This window comes from Marinilactibacillus kalidii (genome assembly GCF_017599325.1).
Lineage (GTDB): Bacteria > Bacillota > Bacilli > Lactobacillales > Carnobacteriaceae_A > Marinilactibacillus > Marinilactibacillus kalidii.
In genome coordinates this window covers 58,111-75,475 of the sequence record NZ_JAGFVM010000022.1, presented here as the reverse complement: position 1 = coordinate 75,475, position 17,365 = coordinate 58,111, and the positions used below count along the sequence as shown (strand labels likewise).

16 protein-coding genes are annotated in these 17,365 nt (G+C 36.9%); 11 read left to right on the top strand and 5 right to left on the bottom strand.

Annotated elements, in window-relative coordinates:
* Positions 1 to 20 precede the first annotated feature (20 nt).
* The 4 genes from J5J05_RS04375 (at position 21) to J5J05_RS04360 (ending at position 4,049) form a co-directional block, all read left to right on the top strand.
* Positions 21 to 704 (top strand): response regulator transcription factor, encoded by a 684-nt coding sequence (locus tag J5J05_RS04375; RefSeq protein ID WP_208559447.1) that lies wholly within the window; start codon positions 21 to 23, stop codon positions 702 to 704.
* The gene (locus tag J5J05_RS04370; protein WP_208559446.1) at positions 704 to 2,557 is read left to right on the top strand and encodes an ATP-binding protein; all 1,854 of its coding nucleotides are present in this window, start codon (positions 704 to 706) and stop codon (positions 2,555 to 2,557) included. The genes J5J05_RS04375 and J5J05_RS04370 overlap by 1 nt, the downstream gene beginning before the upstream one ends.
* A gap of 111 nt (positions 2,558 to 2,668) precedes the next feature.
* Positions 2,669 to 3,628: a polysaccharide deacetylase family protein gene (locus J5J05_RS04365; RefSeq protein ID WP_208559445.1), complete on the top strand. Its 960-nt coding sequence runs from the start codon at positions 2,669 to 2,671 to the stop codon at positions 3,626 to 3,628.
* A gap of 82 nt (positions 3,629 to 3,710) precedes the next feature.
* Positions 3,711 to 4,049 (top strand): endolytic transglycosylase MltG, encoded by a 339-nt coding sequence (locus J5J05_RS04360; RefSeq protein WP_341868501.1) that lies wholly within the window; start codon positions 3,711 to 3,713, stop codon positions 4,047 to 4,049.
* Positions 4,050 to 4,174: 125 nt separating this feature from the next.
* Here the strand turns inward: J5J05_RS04360 and J5J05_RS04355 are convergent, their stop codons facing one another.
* Entirely contained in the window at positions 4,175 to 5,800 is a 1,626-nt protein-coding gene (locus tag J5J05_RS04355) for an ABC-F family ATP-binding cassette domain-containing protein (protein ID WP_208559443.1), read from the bottom strand.
* A gap of 438 nt (positions 5,801 to 6,238) precedes the next feature.
* Between J5J05_RS04355 and J5J05_RS04350 the strand changes: the two genes are divergently transcribed.
* Both J5J05_RS04350 and J5J05_RS04345 read left to right on the top strand, forming a co-directional pair.
* The gene (locus J5J05_RS04350) at positions 6,239 to 7,159 is read left to right on the top strand and encodes a methyl-accepting chemotaxis protein (protein ID WP_208559442.1); all 921 of its coding nucleotides are present in this window, start codon (positions 6,239 to 6,241) and stop codon (positions 7,157 to 7,159) included.
* 105 nt (positions 7,160 to 7,264) lie between these two features.
* Complete coding sequence (locus tag J5J05_RS04345) at positions 7,265 to 8,635, top strand: aldehyde dehydrogenase (RefSeq protein WP_341868499.1); 1,371 nt, start codon at positions 7,265 to 7,267, stop codon at positions 8,633 to 8,635.
* Between the two features lie 44 nt (positions 8,636 to 8,679).
* Here J5J05_RS04345 and J5J05_RS04340 read toward each other — a convergent pair whose 3' ends face one another.
* Positions 8,680 to 8,958 carry a hypothetical protein gene (locus J5J05_RS04340; RefSeq protein ID WP_208559441.1) on the bottom strand — a complete coding sequence of 93 codons (279 nt, stop codon included), beginning with the start codon at positions 8,956 to 8,958 and terminating at the stop codon, positions 8,680 to 8,682.
* A 48-nt stretch (positions 8,959 to 9,006) separates the two neighbouring features.
* Positions 9,007 to 10,197, bottom strand: coding sequence for a chromate efflux transporter (chrA, locus tag J5J05_RS04335; protein ID WP_208559440.1), 1,191 nt, complete (start codon positions 10,195 to 10,197; stop codon positions 9,007 to 9,009).
* 172 nt (positions 10,198 to 10,369) lie between these two features.
* Here chrA and J5J05_RS04330 point away from each other — a divergent pair, with 172 nt between their 5' ends.
* The 4 genes from J5J05_RS04330 (at position 10,370) to J5J05_RS04315 (ending at position 14,112) form a co-directional block, all read left to right on the top strand.
* Positions 10,370 to 10,699 (top strand): ArsR/SmtB family transcription factor, encoded by a 330-nt coding sequence (locus tag J5J05_RS04330; RefSeq protein WP_208559439.1) that lies wholly within the window; start codon positions 10,370 to 10,372, stop codon positions 10,697 to 10,699.
* A gap of 15 nt (positions 10,700 to 10,714) precedes the next feature.
* Complete coding sequence (locus J5J05_RS04325) at positions 10,715 to 12,376, top strand: FAD-dependent oxidoreductase (RefSeq protein WP_208559438.1); 1,662 nt, start codon at positions 10,715 to 10,717, stop codon at positions 12,374 to 12,376.
* 111 nt (positions 12,377 to 12,487) lie between these two features.
* Positions 12,488 to 13,537: an ACR3 family arsenite efflux transporter gene (arsB, locus tag J5J05_RS04320; protein ID WP_208559437.1), complete on the top strand. Its 1,050-nt coding sequence runs from the start codon at positions 12,488 to 12,490 to the stop codon at positions 13,535 to 13,537.
* Between the two features lie 158 nt (positions 13,538 to 13,695).
* Positions 13,696 to 14,112: a GNAT family N-acetyltransferase gene (locus tag J5J05_RS04315; protein WP_208559436.1), complete on the top strand. Its 417-nt coding sequence runs from the start codon at positions 13,696 to 13,698 to the stop codon at positions 14,110 to 14,112.
* 92 nt (positions 14,113 to 14,204) lie between these two features.
* Here the strand turns inward: J5J05_RS04315 and J5J05_RS04310 are convergent, their stop codons facing one another.
* Together J5J05_RS04310 and J5J05_RS04305 are read right to left on the bottom strand one after the other, a co-directional pair.
* Positions 14,205 to 14,666, bottom strand: coding sequence for a GNAT family N-acetyltransferase (locus J5J05_RS04310; protein WP_208559435.1), 462 nt, complete (start codon positions 14,664 to 14,666; stop codon positions 14,205 to 14,207).
* Positions 14,667 to 15,313: 647 nt separating this feature from the next.
* Positions 15,314 to 16,216 (bottom strand): helix-turn-helix domain-containing protein, encoded by a 903-nt coding sequence (locus J5J05_RS04305; protein WP_208559434.1) that lies wholly within the window; start codon positions 16,214 to 16,216, stop codon positions 15,314 to 15,316.
* 404 nt (positions 16,217 to 16,620) lie between these two features.
* Here J5J05_RS04305 and rsmG point away from each other — a divergent pair, with 404 nt between their 5' ends.
* Positions 16,621 to 17,337, top strand: coding sequence for a 16S rRNA (guanine(527)-N(7))-methyltransferase RsmG (gene rsmG, locus J5J05_RS04300; RefSeq protein WP_208559433.1), 717 nt, complete (start codon positions 16,621 to 16,623; stop codon positions 17,335 to 17,337).
* Positions 17,338 to 17,365 lie beyond the last annotated feature (28 nt).

Here is a 17,365-nt window from a genome sequence, read left to right as displayed (position 1 = left end):
TTAGAAGGAGGGAACTTGATGTGCCAAAAACGATTTTGTTAGTAGAGGACGAAGCGATATTAAGAGAGATTAGTAAAGATTATTTTCTAAGTGAAGGATATAGCGTTTTGGAAGCTGAAAATGGATTAGAGGCGCTAGCATTATTTAATACACACACGGTGGATCTTATTGTTTTAGATATTATGATGCCTAAATTCGATGGTTGGAGTGTGTGTAAGACAATACGGAAACGCTCTTCTGTCCCAATCATTATGTTGACAGCGAGGTCTGACGAGGAAGATACGATTGTTGGATTCGAACTAGGCGCAGATGATTACGTGACAAAGCCCTATAACCCTAAGATCCTACTAGCTAGAGCGAACAGACTATTGAATGCTACAGTACACCCCTTTGAACAGTTGGATCAAACGAAGACTTTGAAAAGTGGCTTGATTGAGATTGATTTACAATCTCGTTCAGTAGCCGTTGAACAGCAGCTGATTGATTTGACACATACAGAATTCGAAATATTGGTTTACCTAATGAAAAATAAGAATATTGTCATTTCAAGAGAGCAGATGATCGTGAAAATATGGGGATATGAGTACTTAGGAGCTGACAGAACAATCAATACGCACATGCGTAACCTCAGAAAAAAACTAGGAGATGCTGCGAATCAAATAAAAACGATTGTTAGAACAGGTTACAAATTCGAGGGCAACTAATGAAAACGAGTATTGTTGTAAAATTATTTTTATTTACCTCTCTTCTTTGTATGACTATCGTTGCAAGTATCTATTGCGGTCAGACTTTATTTTTTGAATATTACTATGAAAATAGCAAAATCGACAACTTGTCAAAAGCGATTGATGAATTCAAGCAAGCGTATATCAGTTTGGATGAAAAAAATCAGATGCGAGACTTGGAACAACAGTTTTACCAAGAAAATAATGCTTGGATCGTCGCCTTAGATGAGCATGGGTATATAGAAGGCACAACACCGTTAAGGATGGATATAACAGGAATATCTATTTCGGAAAAAGCTGAAGAGGGGTATATAGATGAACAGCTCATTACGCCAATTGAATACCTGTTAGATTCCTATGATAGTGATCACTTAAGTGCTTTGAGAAATAAAGAGAGCGTATTTGCGGAGATTCACGGAATCGAAAAAGATGATGAGTTTTATACGTATGCAATGATTTTGACTGAAATGGACGTAGATTATGAACATGAAAAAGCGGAGGCTGCTTCCAATACGGTTGTGGAAAGCGTGAATAGTTTTAAAAATCAGACATTGCTATCTAAAATAGCAGAGCAAAACGACCAGATGGGACTTGTTGAAAAGGTATATTATGGAGAAATCAAAAATCTTCAAGTACCTAATCATTACGGCTTGCTTTACTCTTCTTCGCTTACAAGTAAACTGTTTTTTGAACAAATTAAAGTATTCCAAGCCAGATTGCTCTTTGATGAGTTTGAATCAGATGGTCAAGAAGCATCCGTAACAGATTTCGAAGAAAATGGCATACAGTATAAAATGATTATTGATCAAGGACTGTCCAAAGATGGACAAGTCATTTACTTCTTTACGATGGCTTCGCTCCAACCGATAGATGAAGCCGTAGGAATGATGCGTCAGTATTATATCTATATTATTATCGGAGTAATTCTTTTAATTCTATTTGCAGCTTTTTACTATTCAAAAATGATCGCTAAGCCATTGATTAGAATGAATAACTCTGCAAAAAGAATAGCCAATCTTGATTTTTCAGAGCGTATTGATATTCGGTCTAAAGATGAGATAGGAGAATTGTCGCAAAATATCAATTTTCTTTCTGATAGCTTACACGAGCGCATTAGCATGTTGCAAGGGGATATTCAGAAGGAACGACAGCTTGAGAATACGAGAAAAGAATTTATCGCCAGTGTTTCGCACGAATTGAAGACGCCGTTGAGTATAATGAAGAGTTGTATCAGTATTCTTCAGGACGAAGTAGCGGTTGAAAAGAGAGACCATTTCTTTGCTGAGATGGATGCAGAAGTCAATCGGATGAATCAGTTGATCGTTGATATGCTGGAACTAGCTAAATTTGAGTCAGGAACTTATAAGATGAAAAAAGAAGTTTTTGCACTTGATGTGCTCGTTAGAGATACCTGTCAGCAACTTTTTATCAAGCTAGAAGAAAAAAGATTAATCGTACAAATGGCCTTAGAGGATGCAGAGATTATAGGGAACGAACACTGGATCAAACAAGTTGTAATGAATTCTGTTATAAATGCGATCACGCATACGCCAGAAGGTAAGCACATTAGAATTGCCATTACGAAAGAATCGGAAAGAATTCGTTTATCTATCGAAAACGAGGGAAATCCTATTGAAGAAACGCAATTAAATCATATATGGGATAGATTTTATCAGATTGAAAAATCGCAACGAACAAAAGAGGGGACAGGCTTGGGATTGGCGATATCTAAAAATATCATGCTGCTACATGATGGTGAATATGGGGTTCGCAACACTGAACATGGCGTAGAATTTTATTTTTATTTTGAGTTAGCCAAACCTGATCAATAATCTTGATTCAATCTTTGCCTCATCTTTATTTTAACTTCATTTCAACTTCATTTCGCTGATTTACTATAAGTTTAAAAGATAGTATAAATCAAGGCGAAAGGAATTATGAATATGACTAGCAAGGTAAGGTTTGTACTGACTATTGGATTGCTAGCGATCCTGTATTTTGCCTATAAAGGAAGCCACGAATCCAAAGTACAAGACGTGGATTCTGCTATAGAAGCAAATACCTTTGTAGATCCTGTTAAAGATGAAGTCGAGCTGGAAGAACCAAAAGAAAAAACAGAAGAATTGCAAGAAGAACAAGAAGATCCCCAAGAACAGCAAGAAGATGCACAACAGACAGAGCAAAATTCGATAGAAGAACAAACTGGACAGGAAGATCAAAAAGAAATAGAACCAGAACCGGTAGCGGAAGAAGAACCTATTACAAAAGAAGAAGCACCAAAAATAGAAACAGAAGATCAGAGGAAAATCATCTATCTAACCTTTGATGATGGTCCCAATGCAGTTACAGAAAAAATATTAGACATATTAAAAGAATATGATGCAAAAGGGACGTTTTTCATGTTGGAGCCAGCGATGAGAAATCATCCGGAAACCCTTAAAAGAATTGTTAAAGAAAACCATGGTGTTGGATTACACGGTGTGACGCACGATGTAAAGGCATTTTATCGAACAGAGCATGCAGCATTAGATGAGATGCAGACATGTCAGCAAACCTTAAAAGAACTGACCGGTGTAGAATCCTATCTGGTTAGAACGCCTTATGGAAGCATGCCCTATTTTAAACAAACTTTCAGAGCCCTATTTGATCAATACAACTTCAAGCTGTGGGACTGGAATGTTGATAGTAGAGACTGGGCTTCTACGGGAGATGAGTACGTTAAAAGAGTGATTTCCTTACTAGAAGAATTAGATTCTAGTTGTACACCAGTCGTGTTAATGCATGATAGAGAAGGGACAGTAGCGCATCTTCCAGCATTAATGCAATATTTGAAAGAAAATCATTATCAGACGAAAATCATTGAAAATAGTACAGAACCTTACCACTTTAAGCTATCACAATAATAAAAGGCTATTGGTATTTTTAAGATAAAGGAAATGAATAGCATGTCGATTCAAAGAGCAATATTTGGAGGTGAACCTTTTGGTGCAAGAGGAAGTAATATCGGTAGAGAAAATTTATAAGATCATCCTTACGACACTGGTATGTTTATTTATATTGTTGGGATTTGTTGGGCATCATTTTTGGGTTAGCTCACTTAACTCTTTAGAACCTCAATCCGATGAATCGATAACCGTTCAAATACCAAGAGGATCTTCAAGAATGGCTATCTCAAAAACATTGGAAGACGATGGTGTAATCAAAAGTGCTTTTGTATTCAATTATTATGCTAAGTTCAGAAGCAATAAAACTTTTCTTCAAGGAAACTATGAACTTTCTCCAGCTATGTCGGTAGATGAAATTCTCGAAAGAATCCAAAAATGACAAGTAGAGATGGACATATGATAATGACAATTGACTCAAATTAACTTACACCCACATACAAAAAAAGACAGCCTTCGATCCTACTAAAGGATTGAGGCTGTCTTTCTTATATGATTCAACAGAGATTATGCGTAAAGAGATTTGATTTGATCTTGTATATCTTTATTCTCAAGAAATTCATCATAAGTGGTTTCTGAGCGGTCAACGACTCCGTTAGGTGTCAGTTCAATGATGCGGTTAGCTAATGTTTGAATAAATTGATAATCATGCGATCCAAAAAGAATAGCACCTTTAAAGTCGATCAAACCATTATTCAATGCAGTAATAGATTCTAGATCCAAGTGATTCGTTGGATCATCCATAACGAGCACATTTGCTTTGCTCAACATCATTTTTGATAGCATACAACGAACTTTTTCTCCCCCAGAAAGGACAGAAACTTGTTTCAGTACTTCTTCTCCTGAGAACAACATTCTTCCTAAGAAGCTACGTAAGAAAGTATTATCGTTTTCTTCTTTGGAAGCATACTGGCGTAACCAGTCTAAAACAGATTCGTTGTTATTGTTGAATTCGTCAGAAGTATCTTTCGGTAGGTAAGACTGAGAAGTCGTTACGCCCCATTGGAAAGACCCTGTATCAGGTTCCATTTCGCCCATAATAATTCTGAAGAGCGTTGTGATAGCAACATCGTTCAAACTAGTAAAAGCGACTTTATCGTTTCTACCAAGGTTGAATGAAATATTGTCCAAGACTTTCTTACCATCAATTGTTTTAGAGATATTTTCAACGCGAAGTAAATCATTTCCGATTTCACGCTCAGGACTAAATCCGACAAACGGATAACGTCTAGAAGAAGGTTGGATATCATCTAAAGTGATTTTATCCAGCATTTTTTTACGTGAAGTTGCTTGTTTCGATTTAGATGCATTGGCACTGAATCGTGCGATAAAGTCTTGGAGTTCTTTGATTTTTTCTTCTTTTTTGCTATTTGAATCAGCAGCTAGTTTAGAAGCAAGTTGACTAGATTCTAACCAGAAGTCGTAGTTCCCTACAAACAATTTGATTTTACCGAAATCAACGTCGACCATGTGCGTACATACCTTGTTTAGGAAGTGACGGTCATGGGAAACAACGATGACCGTATTATCAAAGTTGATCAAGAAGTCTTCCAACCATTTGATTGACTGTGCATCCAAACCGTTGGTAGGCTCATCCAGTAGTAATACATCTGGATCACCGAATAGTGTTTGAGCTAGTAAGGCTTTAACGTGTTGTCCACCTGTTAACTCGCTCATTTTTTGATTGTGTAATGCTTCAGGAATACCGAGACCTTTTAATAACGTCATTGCTTCAGGTTCAGCTTCCCAACCATTTAACTCAGCGAATTCGCCTTCAAGTTCAGCAGCGCGAATACCATCTTCATCAGAAAAGTCTGCTTTTGTATAGATGGCGTCTTTTTCTTGCATGATTTCATAGAGACGTTTATGTCCCATGATTACTGTGTCAATAACCGTTTGTTCTTCAAAGTCATAATGGTTTTGTTTTAATACAGCCATTCGTTTGTCGGCAGGTAATGAAACATTACCAGAAGTTGGAGCAATTTCTCCTGAAAGAATTTTTAGGAAGGTTGATTTACCGGCACCGTTCGCACCAATCACACCATAGCAATTGTCATTATTAAATTGTAGATTTACATCATCAAATAGTTTTCTATCTGAAAAGTTTAAGCTCACGTCTGTTACTGTAATCATTTAATGATAGCCTCGTTTCTTTTTTGATCTTTGCCACAAGGCAATTTATGCCCATTACGTTCTATTATACGTCATTTTCAAAATAATGCATTGTTTATGAGAAGGTAAAAAGAAAAAAATAGTGGATTTGAAAAACTGTCACAATTTAATGGTTGGGCACAATTTAATTTGTCAAAACAAGATCGTATATGGAACTAAATGCTTAATATAGTTCGAAAAGAGAACAAATCCTGTAATAAGATAAGTACACATTTAACAATTTTCAAGGAGAAAAAGCATCAAAAAACACAAAAATAAACTATTCCTAATTCGAGTTAAATGACATTTTTAGATTTTCAGTTTATAATAACGTTACTTTCAATCTTTGACGACCTAGAGATTCTTGATTTTTAGGCAATGAGAAAGAAAAGTCTAAGAAAATAAAGGAGTCGTTTTAAAATGATGGAGAGTATGACTATTGAAAAAAGTGGGCTACATGAAGAATTGATTGTGACTGCATTGGAACAGAATATCGCAATTATTCGGTTTGATACCAATAAGAGAGTTACATACGTCAATGACAATTTCGCGAACGTTTTAGGCTATCACAAAGAAGAACTGTATGGGAAAGAGCATAAGATATTTTGTTTTCCTGAATTTGTAAATAGTCCAGCATATGATGAACTTTGGAGCAATTTATTAAAAGGTGTTAAATTCCAAGATAAAATTGTTAGAAGAAATGTGCACGCTGAAGAAGTCTGGTTAGAAGCAACATATTTTCCAATTTATGATGAAAATCATATAAATGTAGTTGGAGTAGCTAAAGTGGCCACGGATATTACAGAAAGACAAAAAAATATTGAAAAAGTGACCGCAGATTTGTCAGAGATGTCTAGCAAATTAACCGGTTCTTCAAAAGAAGGTATCCAGAAAGGCCATGATTTGCTTGGTGAGAGTAAAGAAATGATCAATCTTTCTAATGTTAGTACGGATAACTTGAGTGAATTACAAAAGAAAAACAAATCTATTCAAAATATTGTAGAAACTATTCAAGACATAGCATCGAATACAAATCTTTTAGCGATCAATGCTTCTATCGAAGCAGCACACGCCGGAGATTATGGTCGGGGATTTGGGGTTATTGCGCAAGAAGTGAAAAACCTGTCTCAGAAAGTATCGGAGTCTGCTTATATAATTGGGGAAGACATATCTGCGATAACCAACAATATTGATTTAGTTGTGAATGGAAACACGCAATTAAAAGAACGTATTTTGATGAGTGAAGAACAAATTGAAGGAACGATTGGTGAGTTTAATCAAATCGATTTTGAATCTAAAAAACTGCAAGAGCAAGCAGAAAAATTGGAAAATATTATTTGAATTTTTTGAGATATTTTTTATCAACGCTTAAACCTTAACACTATCTTCAATTATGTCTTATAGAATAAAGGGGTAGATAAGACTGGATAGATAGGAGACGATGACGTGGGAAACTATGGTGAAATGCTAGCAAAGCAACAAGCCTTTTACAATTCTGGCGCGACAAAAGAAGTAGATTTCAGAATTGAAGCGTTGAAGCGCTTGGGTGAATCGTTGAAAGAACATGAGCAACAGTTGATCGAGGCTTTAAAAAAGGATTTAAACAAATCTGCTTTCGAGACATATTCTTCTGAAATCGGTATGGTCTTGCAAGAACTTCGATTCACAATGCGCAATCTAAAAAAGTGGATGAAACCTAAACGCGTGAAAACAACTTTTACACATACTGGGTCTAAAGGGACAGTGTACGCTGATCCTTATGGTGTGGCGCTGATTATCGGCCCATGGAATTATCCGATACAATTAATCTTAGCACCTTTGATTGGGGCAATTGCTGGTGGTAATTGTGCCATGATCAAGCCCTCTGAATTAACACCAGAAACGTCGAAGGTTCTCAAAAAAGTCATCAATCGAGCCTATCCAGAGCGTTACATCGCTGTTGTAGAAGGAGATGCGGAAACCACGCAGGATCTTTTAACAGAAAAATTTGATTATTTGTTTTTCACGGGTAGTGTACAGGTAGGAAAGATTGTGATGGAAGCTGCTGCAAAAAATTTAACACCGTTAACCTTAGAGTTGGGCGGGAAAAGTCCCGCTATCGTGCATGAAGACGCAGACCTCAAACTTGCGGCTAAAAGAATTGCTTGGGGAAAATTTATGAATGCAGGACAAACTTGTGTTGCACCAGATTATTTATACGTACACCAAAGTGTTAAACAAGCATTTATTGATCAGCTGATTCGTGAGACACGAGAAATATATGGGGAAACGCCAATTGAAAATGAAGCATACACGCATATCGTGAATCAGAAACATTTTAATCGGCTGAAGAGCTATTTAAACCAAGGGCATGTTTTATATGGTGGTCAGGTCAAAGGAGAAGCTTTAGTGATCGAACCGACGATTTTAGAGCAGGTTTCTTTTGAAGACGAGGTCATGCAAGAAGAAATTTTCGGGCCTATCCTACCAATCATCACGTATGAAACTATTTCAGAAGTGATCGAAGGGGTACAACATAATCCAAACCCACTGGCACTCTATCTTTTTACCAATAGTCAAAAAATAGAGAAAACGATTATTCAATTTTTATCCTATGGTGGCGGCTGTATCAATGATACGGTATTCCATATCGTTACCCCCTATCTTCCGTTTGGTGGCGTTGGGACTAGCGGGATGGGAACGTATCATGGGAAAAGTAGCTTTGAGACCTTTACTCATAAAAAAAGCATACTTAAACAGACCAATCAATTTGATAACCCCTTCCGGTATCCAAATACTAAGCATGGATTGAGCATGATTAAGCGAATTTTAAAATAAAAGACAGATGACCTTTTAACAAGAGGCCATCTGTCTTTTATAGTTTAATCATTGAAACCGAATAGGATACCTTTAGTATATTTTATAGACAGATAGCCAAAGTAAACCTCTGCCAAAATGACAGTCAAGTAAATCCACCAGATATTTATACTGATGAATGTTGACGTGAAATACAAAAGTGTCAGACATGGTGAGGCAAACAACAGTAATGCCAATGTTAGACGCCAATATTTAGGAATCGACTGATTCTTAAAAAAGAGCCGTGTGAACGAAGTGACTAGAAAAAAGACGAATTCTATGACCATCTCAACCAAGTCTGCCAATGCCCCATCCTCCTAATGAGTTAATTTGATTTATTTATCCCTATTATATTAAAAAAAGAAACCAATTAATAGTACGATAACAACAATTATTGGGGCAGGTATTTTTCTTGTTGAAAGGATTAAAACGGTGCCTAGCGTAACAAGTAAGTTGTCCCAAGTTAAACCACTTTGTTGAGTGAGTAAAACAGCTGCAATGGCAATTAGACCACCGGCAACAGCAGCGACCCCTTTTAAGGCGATATTAAATCCCTTGATGTGCTTGATGGCTTCCCACATTGGATAGACAAAATAAATCAGTAATAAACCTGGGAGGAAAATACCAATACCACCGGCGATCGCGCCAATAATTTGCATCCAGATAGCGTTAGCTTGTACGGAAAGACCGCCAGCATAGGCTGCGAAACTGAACATGGGTCCTGGAATGCCTTGGACTAGACCGTAACCCGTTAGAAATTCTTGGCTACTCATTAACTGATTCACATCGACTAGCTCACTGTACATCACAGGAATCACTACTTGACCGCCACCGAACACAAGATAGCCATAACGATAAAAACGCTCAAAAACTTGAATCAGTTCTTGTTGGAAGACTGTCGCGAGTGTCAGTGAACCGAACGTGAAAAGTAAGAATAACGCGAGATAACCATAAGGCGGATTTAAGGTAACACGATTCCAAAGGTTTTTTTCTTTTGAAGTCAGTACACTAGCGAGTCCACCAATCACTAAAACTAAAGGGAAAATCCAAGGGTCACGAACAAAATAGGTGGTAATCGCGCCAAATAAAAGCAAGAGAAACGTCAAGCGATCTTTAACGACTTTCTTACCGATACGATAAGAAGCAACAATGATAAAACCAACTGCCATTGGACCAATGTATCGTAAAATATCAGTTGAAATATCTTGCATATCTAAAAATTGATAGAGGAAAGATAAAATGGTCATGATGACTAATGCTGGGAACGCCCAGACGAGCATGGTAAGGAAAGCAAGTAAAGGTCCGCCAGTTTTATGTCCAATAGCGACGATCGTTTGTGTACTACTAGGACCAGGTAGAAAGCTACATAAAGCAATCAGCTCAACGAGCTCTTCTTCAGTCAAGTAGTGTTTCTTGGTTACGAGCTGATCTGTAAACACGCTGTAATGGGCTTCTGGACCACCGAAAGCACCTAAAGAACAAATGAAAATATCCTTTAAAAATGTTTTCCAATTTACTGGTGAAGATTTAACAGTTTCATGCATAAAAATAGCTCCTCATCATTTTGTTTAAGCGTCCTTTCCAAGATACCTTAAATAAAGTCGAAATACTACAACCGTTGAAAACTTTACATTCTTTACAATTTTATCATTGTAATCTTTCGTTTTGGTTGATATGATAACTTCATCAAAAAAAATTGATAAAGGAGACCGTTGCATGGATCAAATTAAAACGATGAGAACGGACTTGCCAGATGTCGTTACTTATGCAAAACAATTTAAGGCACTTTCAGATCCGATCAGATTAACGATTTTGCACCTTTTAGCGATGAATGGTAAATCGTGTGTGTGTGATTTGGAGGATATTCTCGAATTGCCGCAATCTAAACTGTCTTACCACTTAAAAATATTATTAAATAATGGATTGATCCATAAAGAAATTTCAAAAACTTGGAGCTACTATTGGGTCGATGAAGCGAAAACAAATGAATTACTATCTGAACAATTCTGCTACTTTTTAAAATCCCCAGATGATGATTGCTGTTAAAAGGAGAGAATACGTATGAGAATCGTGATAATCGGTTCAGTAGCGGCGGGTACTTCCGTTGCTGCAAAAGCAAGAAGAAATGATGAAACAGCTGAAATTGTCGTTTATGAAGCGGCGCAGGATATTTCATATTCCGTATGTGGGATGCCTTATTTTTTAGGCGGAGAAGTGCCTTCTGTAGAAGAACTGATCCCTAGAGATGCAAATTGGTTCAAAAAGCGTTTTGAGATTGATATCCACACTAATCAACAAGTAGTGGCGATTCAACCCCAAGAAAAAGCGTTAACGATTCACGATAAGCTAACAGGTGAAGATACGCAAGATTCTTACGACAAATTGGTTATCGCAACAGGTTCGTACTCGTTAACGCCAAGACCGTTTGATCAATCGACATCAGATAATGTGTTTCATGTCAAAACGATGGAGAACACAAGAAAGATTGACCAGTTTATGCAAGAAAATGAGATTAAAAACGTTACGATTGTTGGATCAGGATTTATTGGTCTTGAAATGGCTGAGCAGTTGACTGAAAAAGGAATACAGGTAACTATCGTCGAATTAGCTGACCAAATTTTCCCGAAAATTGATCCAGATATGTCTTATCATTTAGCGGAGACATTACGGAATAACCATGTCGATTTCTACTTAAACGATAAAGTTGAACTAATAGAAGGAAAAGATAATATCACTCAGTTGAAAACAGCTAAAGGCGAGGTCATTGATACAGATATGGTGATTTTAGCGGTGGGTGTGCGACCGAATGTGTCACTTGCAGAAGCTGCGGGTATCACATTGGGCGAAACGGGTGCTATCAAAGTAAATCCGTTCATGCAAACTTCTGAGAAAGATATTTATGCTGTAGGGGATGTTGCGGAAAGCTACCATCTCATTACAGGGAAACCTGTTTACCACCCGCTAGGTTCAACGGCGAACAAAATGGGCCGTGTTGCGGGAGACCACATAACCGGTGGCGCTTTATCGTTTAAAGGAACACTTGGCACAGGGATATTTAGGTTGTTCGATCTGACCGTTGCTTATACTGGCTTATCATATAATGAGGCGCAAACACAGGGCTATGATCCTGTTGTGATCCACAATATCAAACCTACTCATGCAACTTATCTGGGCGGGGAAAACCTTTTGATTAAAGGGGTTGCGGATAGAGAAACTGGTAGGGTGCTTGGTGCGCAAATTGTTGGTCCTGAGGGTGTAGACAAACGAATTGATGTACTGGCAACGGCTATTTCATTTAATGCCAATGCGGAAGATCTGTTTCATTTAGATTTGGCGTATGCTCCGCCATTTAGTACGACGAAAGACCCCGTTCATTATACCGGTATGGTATTGGAGAATGCTCGTCAGCATTTACCTGTGATGACACCCGAAACGGTCATTGAACTTCAAAAAGCGCAGCAGCCTTTGCAGGTTGTTGATGTTCGGTCTTCATCAGCGTTTGAAAAGGGACATGTGACTAATGCAGTAAATATGCCGATGCCTAGTTTAAGAAAAGAACTAGATAAACTAGATAAACGTTTACCGACAGTCGTTTATTGCAACAAAGGGGTAACCAGTAATACTGCACAGAACTTATTATTGAATAGTGGATTTAAAGAGGTTTATGTTTTGTCTGGTGGAAACACGCATTATCAAAATTATCAAAAAAGTTTAATAAAATAAAGATTAGAGGGTCTTGCTTTCTATCCTATTAAGGAAAGCAAGACCGTTCTAAATCAAAATTTAGGACGAGTGCTTAATCAATTTTTTTTGATTAAGGAAATGGAGGAACGTATGGAGAAGACAGGGAATAAAGATATCAGTTTGTTCGAGCGCTATTTAACCGTTTGGGTACTTTTATGTATGGCAATTGGTGTAATGATCGGGCAATTTGTACCTCAAATTCCAGATTTATTGAGTCGATTTGAATATTACCAAGTATCCGTACCAACGGCTATCTTGATTTGGATCATGATTTTTCCGATGATGTTGAAAATTGATTTTGCCAGTCTCTTGAATGCGACAAAAAAACCAAAAGGTCTCTTTTTAACGACAACTGTAAACTGGCTGATTAAACCATTTACCATGTTTTTTATTGCCTCATTTTTCTTTCTGTTTGTATTTGGAGGTCTTATTGAAAATGAGTTGGCACGAGAGTATATTGCAGGTGCGGTACTTTTGGGGGCAGCACCCTGTACAGCAATGGTGTTCGTTTGGAGCAAATTGACTAACGGTGACCCAGCTTACACACTTGTTCAAGTATCCGTTAACGATATCATTATTTTGGTGTTATTTGCGCCAATTGTTGCAGTATTATTAGGTGTTGGAAATGTAAGTGTACCGTGGAATACGTTGCTACTTTCTACTGTGCTATTTGTTGTCGTTCCATTGTTGATGGGTATACTCATTAGAAAATTTGTAGTCAAAAAGCAAGGGATCACTTATTTTGAGAAGACCTTTATCAGCAAATTTGATCGTGTCACAATGGCAGGACTGCTCTTGACACTGATTATTATCTTTTCGTTTCAAGGAGAGAGAATTGTTCAAAACCCTGTACATATTCTCTTGATCTCAGTGCCATTGATCATTCAAACGCTCTTTATCTTTAGCATCACCTATTTTGGCGCATATGCTTGCAAACTGCCATATAATATTGCTGCACCCTCTGCCATGATTGGTGCCAGTAACTTTTTTGAATTATCGGTGGCTGTTGCGATCTCTTTATTCGGTCTTAACTCTGGAGCAACATTAGCAACGGTAGTGGGTGTGTTAGTTGAAGTGCCTGTCATGTTAATGTTGGTCAAAGTAGCGAATAGCACACAAGCTTGGTTTGATTTTAAATAAGGGTATAAAGAAAGCTAGATAGTATCTGGCTTTTTTTATTGCTTCAAAACTGTGGTATCGTTAAAATGAAACTAGCTACTGAACGATGCTGAGATTTGCAGTGTAGCTATAGTTGGCTAGAGATCTATTATTTTTTAATAACTAGGGGAGATGAAGAAATGACGATTACATACAAAGAAACGAAAGTAATTGAAGTAGAAAAAGTAAAGGCACTCTATCAGGATGTGGGCTGGGTTGCTTACACAGAAGACGATAATATTATTACAGCTATCATACCTAATGCGTTGCAAGTAATTTCGGCATGGGATGGGGATGAACTGATCGGTTTAGTAAGAACAGTTGGTGATGGTGTTTATATTATGTACATACAAGATATTCTTGTTAAAGAAAGTCATCAAGGAAAAGGCGTCGGAAGTCAGTTGTTACAAAAACTTTTAGAATCAAACAAGCATATTCGACAAAATGTATTGCTGACGGAAGATACAGAGAAAACCATACAATTTTATGAAAAAAATGGCTTTATGAAAGCAGATGGGAAAGAAGCAGGCATTGCCTTTGTAAAATACGGGGGCTAATTACAACAGTTAAATAAAAAGGTATAGCCATCTTTTGTTGAAAAGATGGCTATACCAATTTGCCTAAATGAGTAAAGTTGACAATCGCAGATTTAAATTTCTTCTACTGCAACCGGTTTTCTTGCGTTTAATAACATATCATAGTGTGCAATATCATCTTCATCATAGTAAAGTTCTGAAATGATTTCAAAACCATAAGATTCATAAAAATCTTTGAGATAAGCTTGTGCCTGAATCTGCACTTCTCGTTTAGGATACCGTACCGAAATGTAATTCAGTGCGACCTTGAGTAATTCTTTGCCGTTTCCAGAACCTCTAGAATGCTCTGGAACCAAAACACGACCGATCCAGATTTTTCTGTCTTTAATATAAATTCTGCAGTAGGCATTGATCGTCTCTCTGCAGCGTTTTATTAAGTGAGTTGCAGTAAGATCGATATCGTCGACTTCCTGATAAGCTGCACTTTGTTCTACAACGAATACTTTGGTTCTTTCTCTCACGATTGAGTGTAACTCTTTTGCGCTCATTTCTTCTAACTGTTTAAACTGCCACATACGGTTTAAGTAATCCTCCTAGTCGATGCCAGACATACTGTTTTAGCACCTTCGATAAATGAAATATACATACGGTTTTCTTGTAACATGTCCTTCTTCAACTACAGTATACATAAAAAAAATAGATTCTCAAATGCTACATGAAAATGATAGAAAAATGAAGGATATTGTTCGGGAATAGAAGGGTAAAAAGCAAGGGAATAGCTTTGTTTACTTACTTAAAAAAAGTGGAGAATGCGTGTATTGGATGATGTCTTAATTATCTGAAGTGTTAGAAAGAGAAAAACGCTTTTTTTATTTGATCAACGAAAATTATCAAAGTATTTTATCCGTAACTAGCAAATAGACGACAAAAAAACCTAGACTCGGAAGTCTAGGCTCTTTTAAGGGTCGCTTATACAAAGTTGAGAGGCATTGTATAAGCTACGGTAGAGGTATTTATCATGCTACGAATCGACTTTATCGGCTTTAGCAAGGAGAAAAAAATAGATAGGAGTCAAGCCGTCGATCTCATAACTTGATATAAGTGTACTACAAACAGGCTAAAATTCTGATATATAGTCATATAATGTTAAAAAACACTCATTAAAGGGAACAAGCTATACCAATTCTAATTTTTTGTTCCCTTTTTAATCGGTTTAAGCGAATCATCGTAAAGAAGGATGTTTCAAAAAAGCTCTCACTTCTTCTTCTAAATGCTTTTTCAACGTATCTTCTTCTATAACCTTGAGCATATTTGTACCTCTTTTGATCCAAAGATTACCATCTGTATTGCCTGATTTGAGCATAGAAACACCTTTTCTTGCATAACAAACAGCTAGCATATCATGTTTTTTTAATTGTTTAGCATAAAGGATCAAACTTTCCAGTGCTACAAGTGCCTTATCGAATTGTCCATTATCGATTAGTAAATAAACGAGATTGAACTGGAAATTAAACCGTAGACTATTGCTTGCGCGAAAGCCTTCGTATCGTTCTAGTTGTGTGATTGCTCTATCAGAGATATGGATGGCCGAGTCTGCATTAAAGAAATAAAGAATATTATTAACTAAGTAGATTTCCGTCAAATGCCACTCATCAAATGATTCCAAGCGATCCCAGACAGGCTGGACATGTTTTCTGGCTAATCTGATGTCATGCGTTTTTCCGAAAATGATTAACCCTTCATAGATAGATTGGATGTCTTGAACGATAGGATCTTCGTTGTAGTGAAGATAATCAGTTACTTCGGACTTTAACTTTTCCAACTCTTCGGGTACGTTATATTTTTGAGAAACGAATTCATAAATAATATTTCCTTTTTTAGAATGTCTATAGTCACCTTGAATAAATAAGAATTCTTCAACTGAGATTTCTAACCGATCTAAAATAGCAAATAATTTAGGTGCTGAAGGTTCTGTTTCTTCTCTTTCGATTTTAGAATAAGTAGATTGTCGCATGATACCTTGGGAAACATGCTTTTGTGTATACCCCTTCGATTCTCGTATCTTTCGAAGCAGTTTTCCAGATAATTGATTGAAAGGTGCTAGATTCTCTTCGAAATGATCCATGATTACCCTCTTTTATTAAATGTGATTTATTAAAATTATACTATTTTTTTGATGTATTTGCTATAAAATAGTGATAAACCTTCCTGTTCAACAAGGTTAAATCAATCGTACTGATTTATGTTTATCTTGTTTGAGGTCATTATGTAGTCATCATTCTTAGTAAAGCGAATTTGAAATGATGAAAAGAACGACATCTGTTTGTATTTTTTAGGCGGCATCACCTATATAGTAAATTTAGAACGCGTTCCTTTTTATTAAAGAAGTGACTGTCATTTTTTTGTGGATTTTATGAAACAATTCGGCGGAAAGCATTGTATTCATAAGGGATTTAGTATAAAGTGAAGAGAGTGATTTTGTGAAACAAATAGCTGTTTCACGAGTCGATATAAAAGGAGTTTTTGGTTATGAATCCAGAAGAATTTAGAGCCGAGTTAGAACGTCGTGGTTTACCAATCACTGATGAAAAAATGACTCAATTTAATCTTTATTTAGAACTACTTCAAGAATGGAACGAAAAAATTAACCTGACTGCGATTACGGAAAAAGAAGAAGTTTATTTAAAACACTTCTATGATTCGTTGACAGCAGGACTATATGTAGATTTTAGCAAAGGGGTCCACAGCTTATGCGATGTAGGCTCAGGTGCTGGTTTTCCCAGTATCCCCCTAAAAATACTTTACCCAGAATTATCTATTACGATCGTCGATTCATTAAAGAAAAGAATTGGCTTCTTAGAGATTTTAGTAGAGAAACTTGGTCTGAAAGACGTCACATTATTGCATGATCGTGCAGAAACATTCGGTCAAAACAAACAGTATAGAGCGTCTTTTGATTTCGTCACTGCAAGAGCTGTCGCAAGAATGAGCGTGCTTGCGGAGTTATGTTTACCGCTTGTGAAAAAAGGTGGTACCTTTATCGCGATGAAAGCGATGCATGCACCTGAAGAAATGAAGGCCGCAGAAAAAGCAATTGCAACGTTAGGTGGAAAAATCAAAGAAGATTTTTCATTCGAGCTTCCGCTTGAAGCTGGAGAAAGACATATCTTACTGATTGATAAGAAAAAAGAAACACCTAACAAATACCCTAGAAATCCAGGAACACCGAATAAGAAACCACTATAAAGTAGAAAATATATGTCTGGAGGATTCA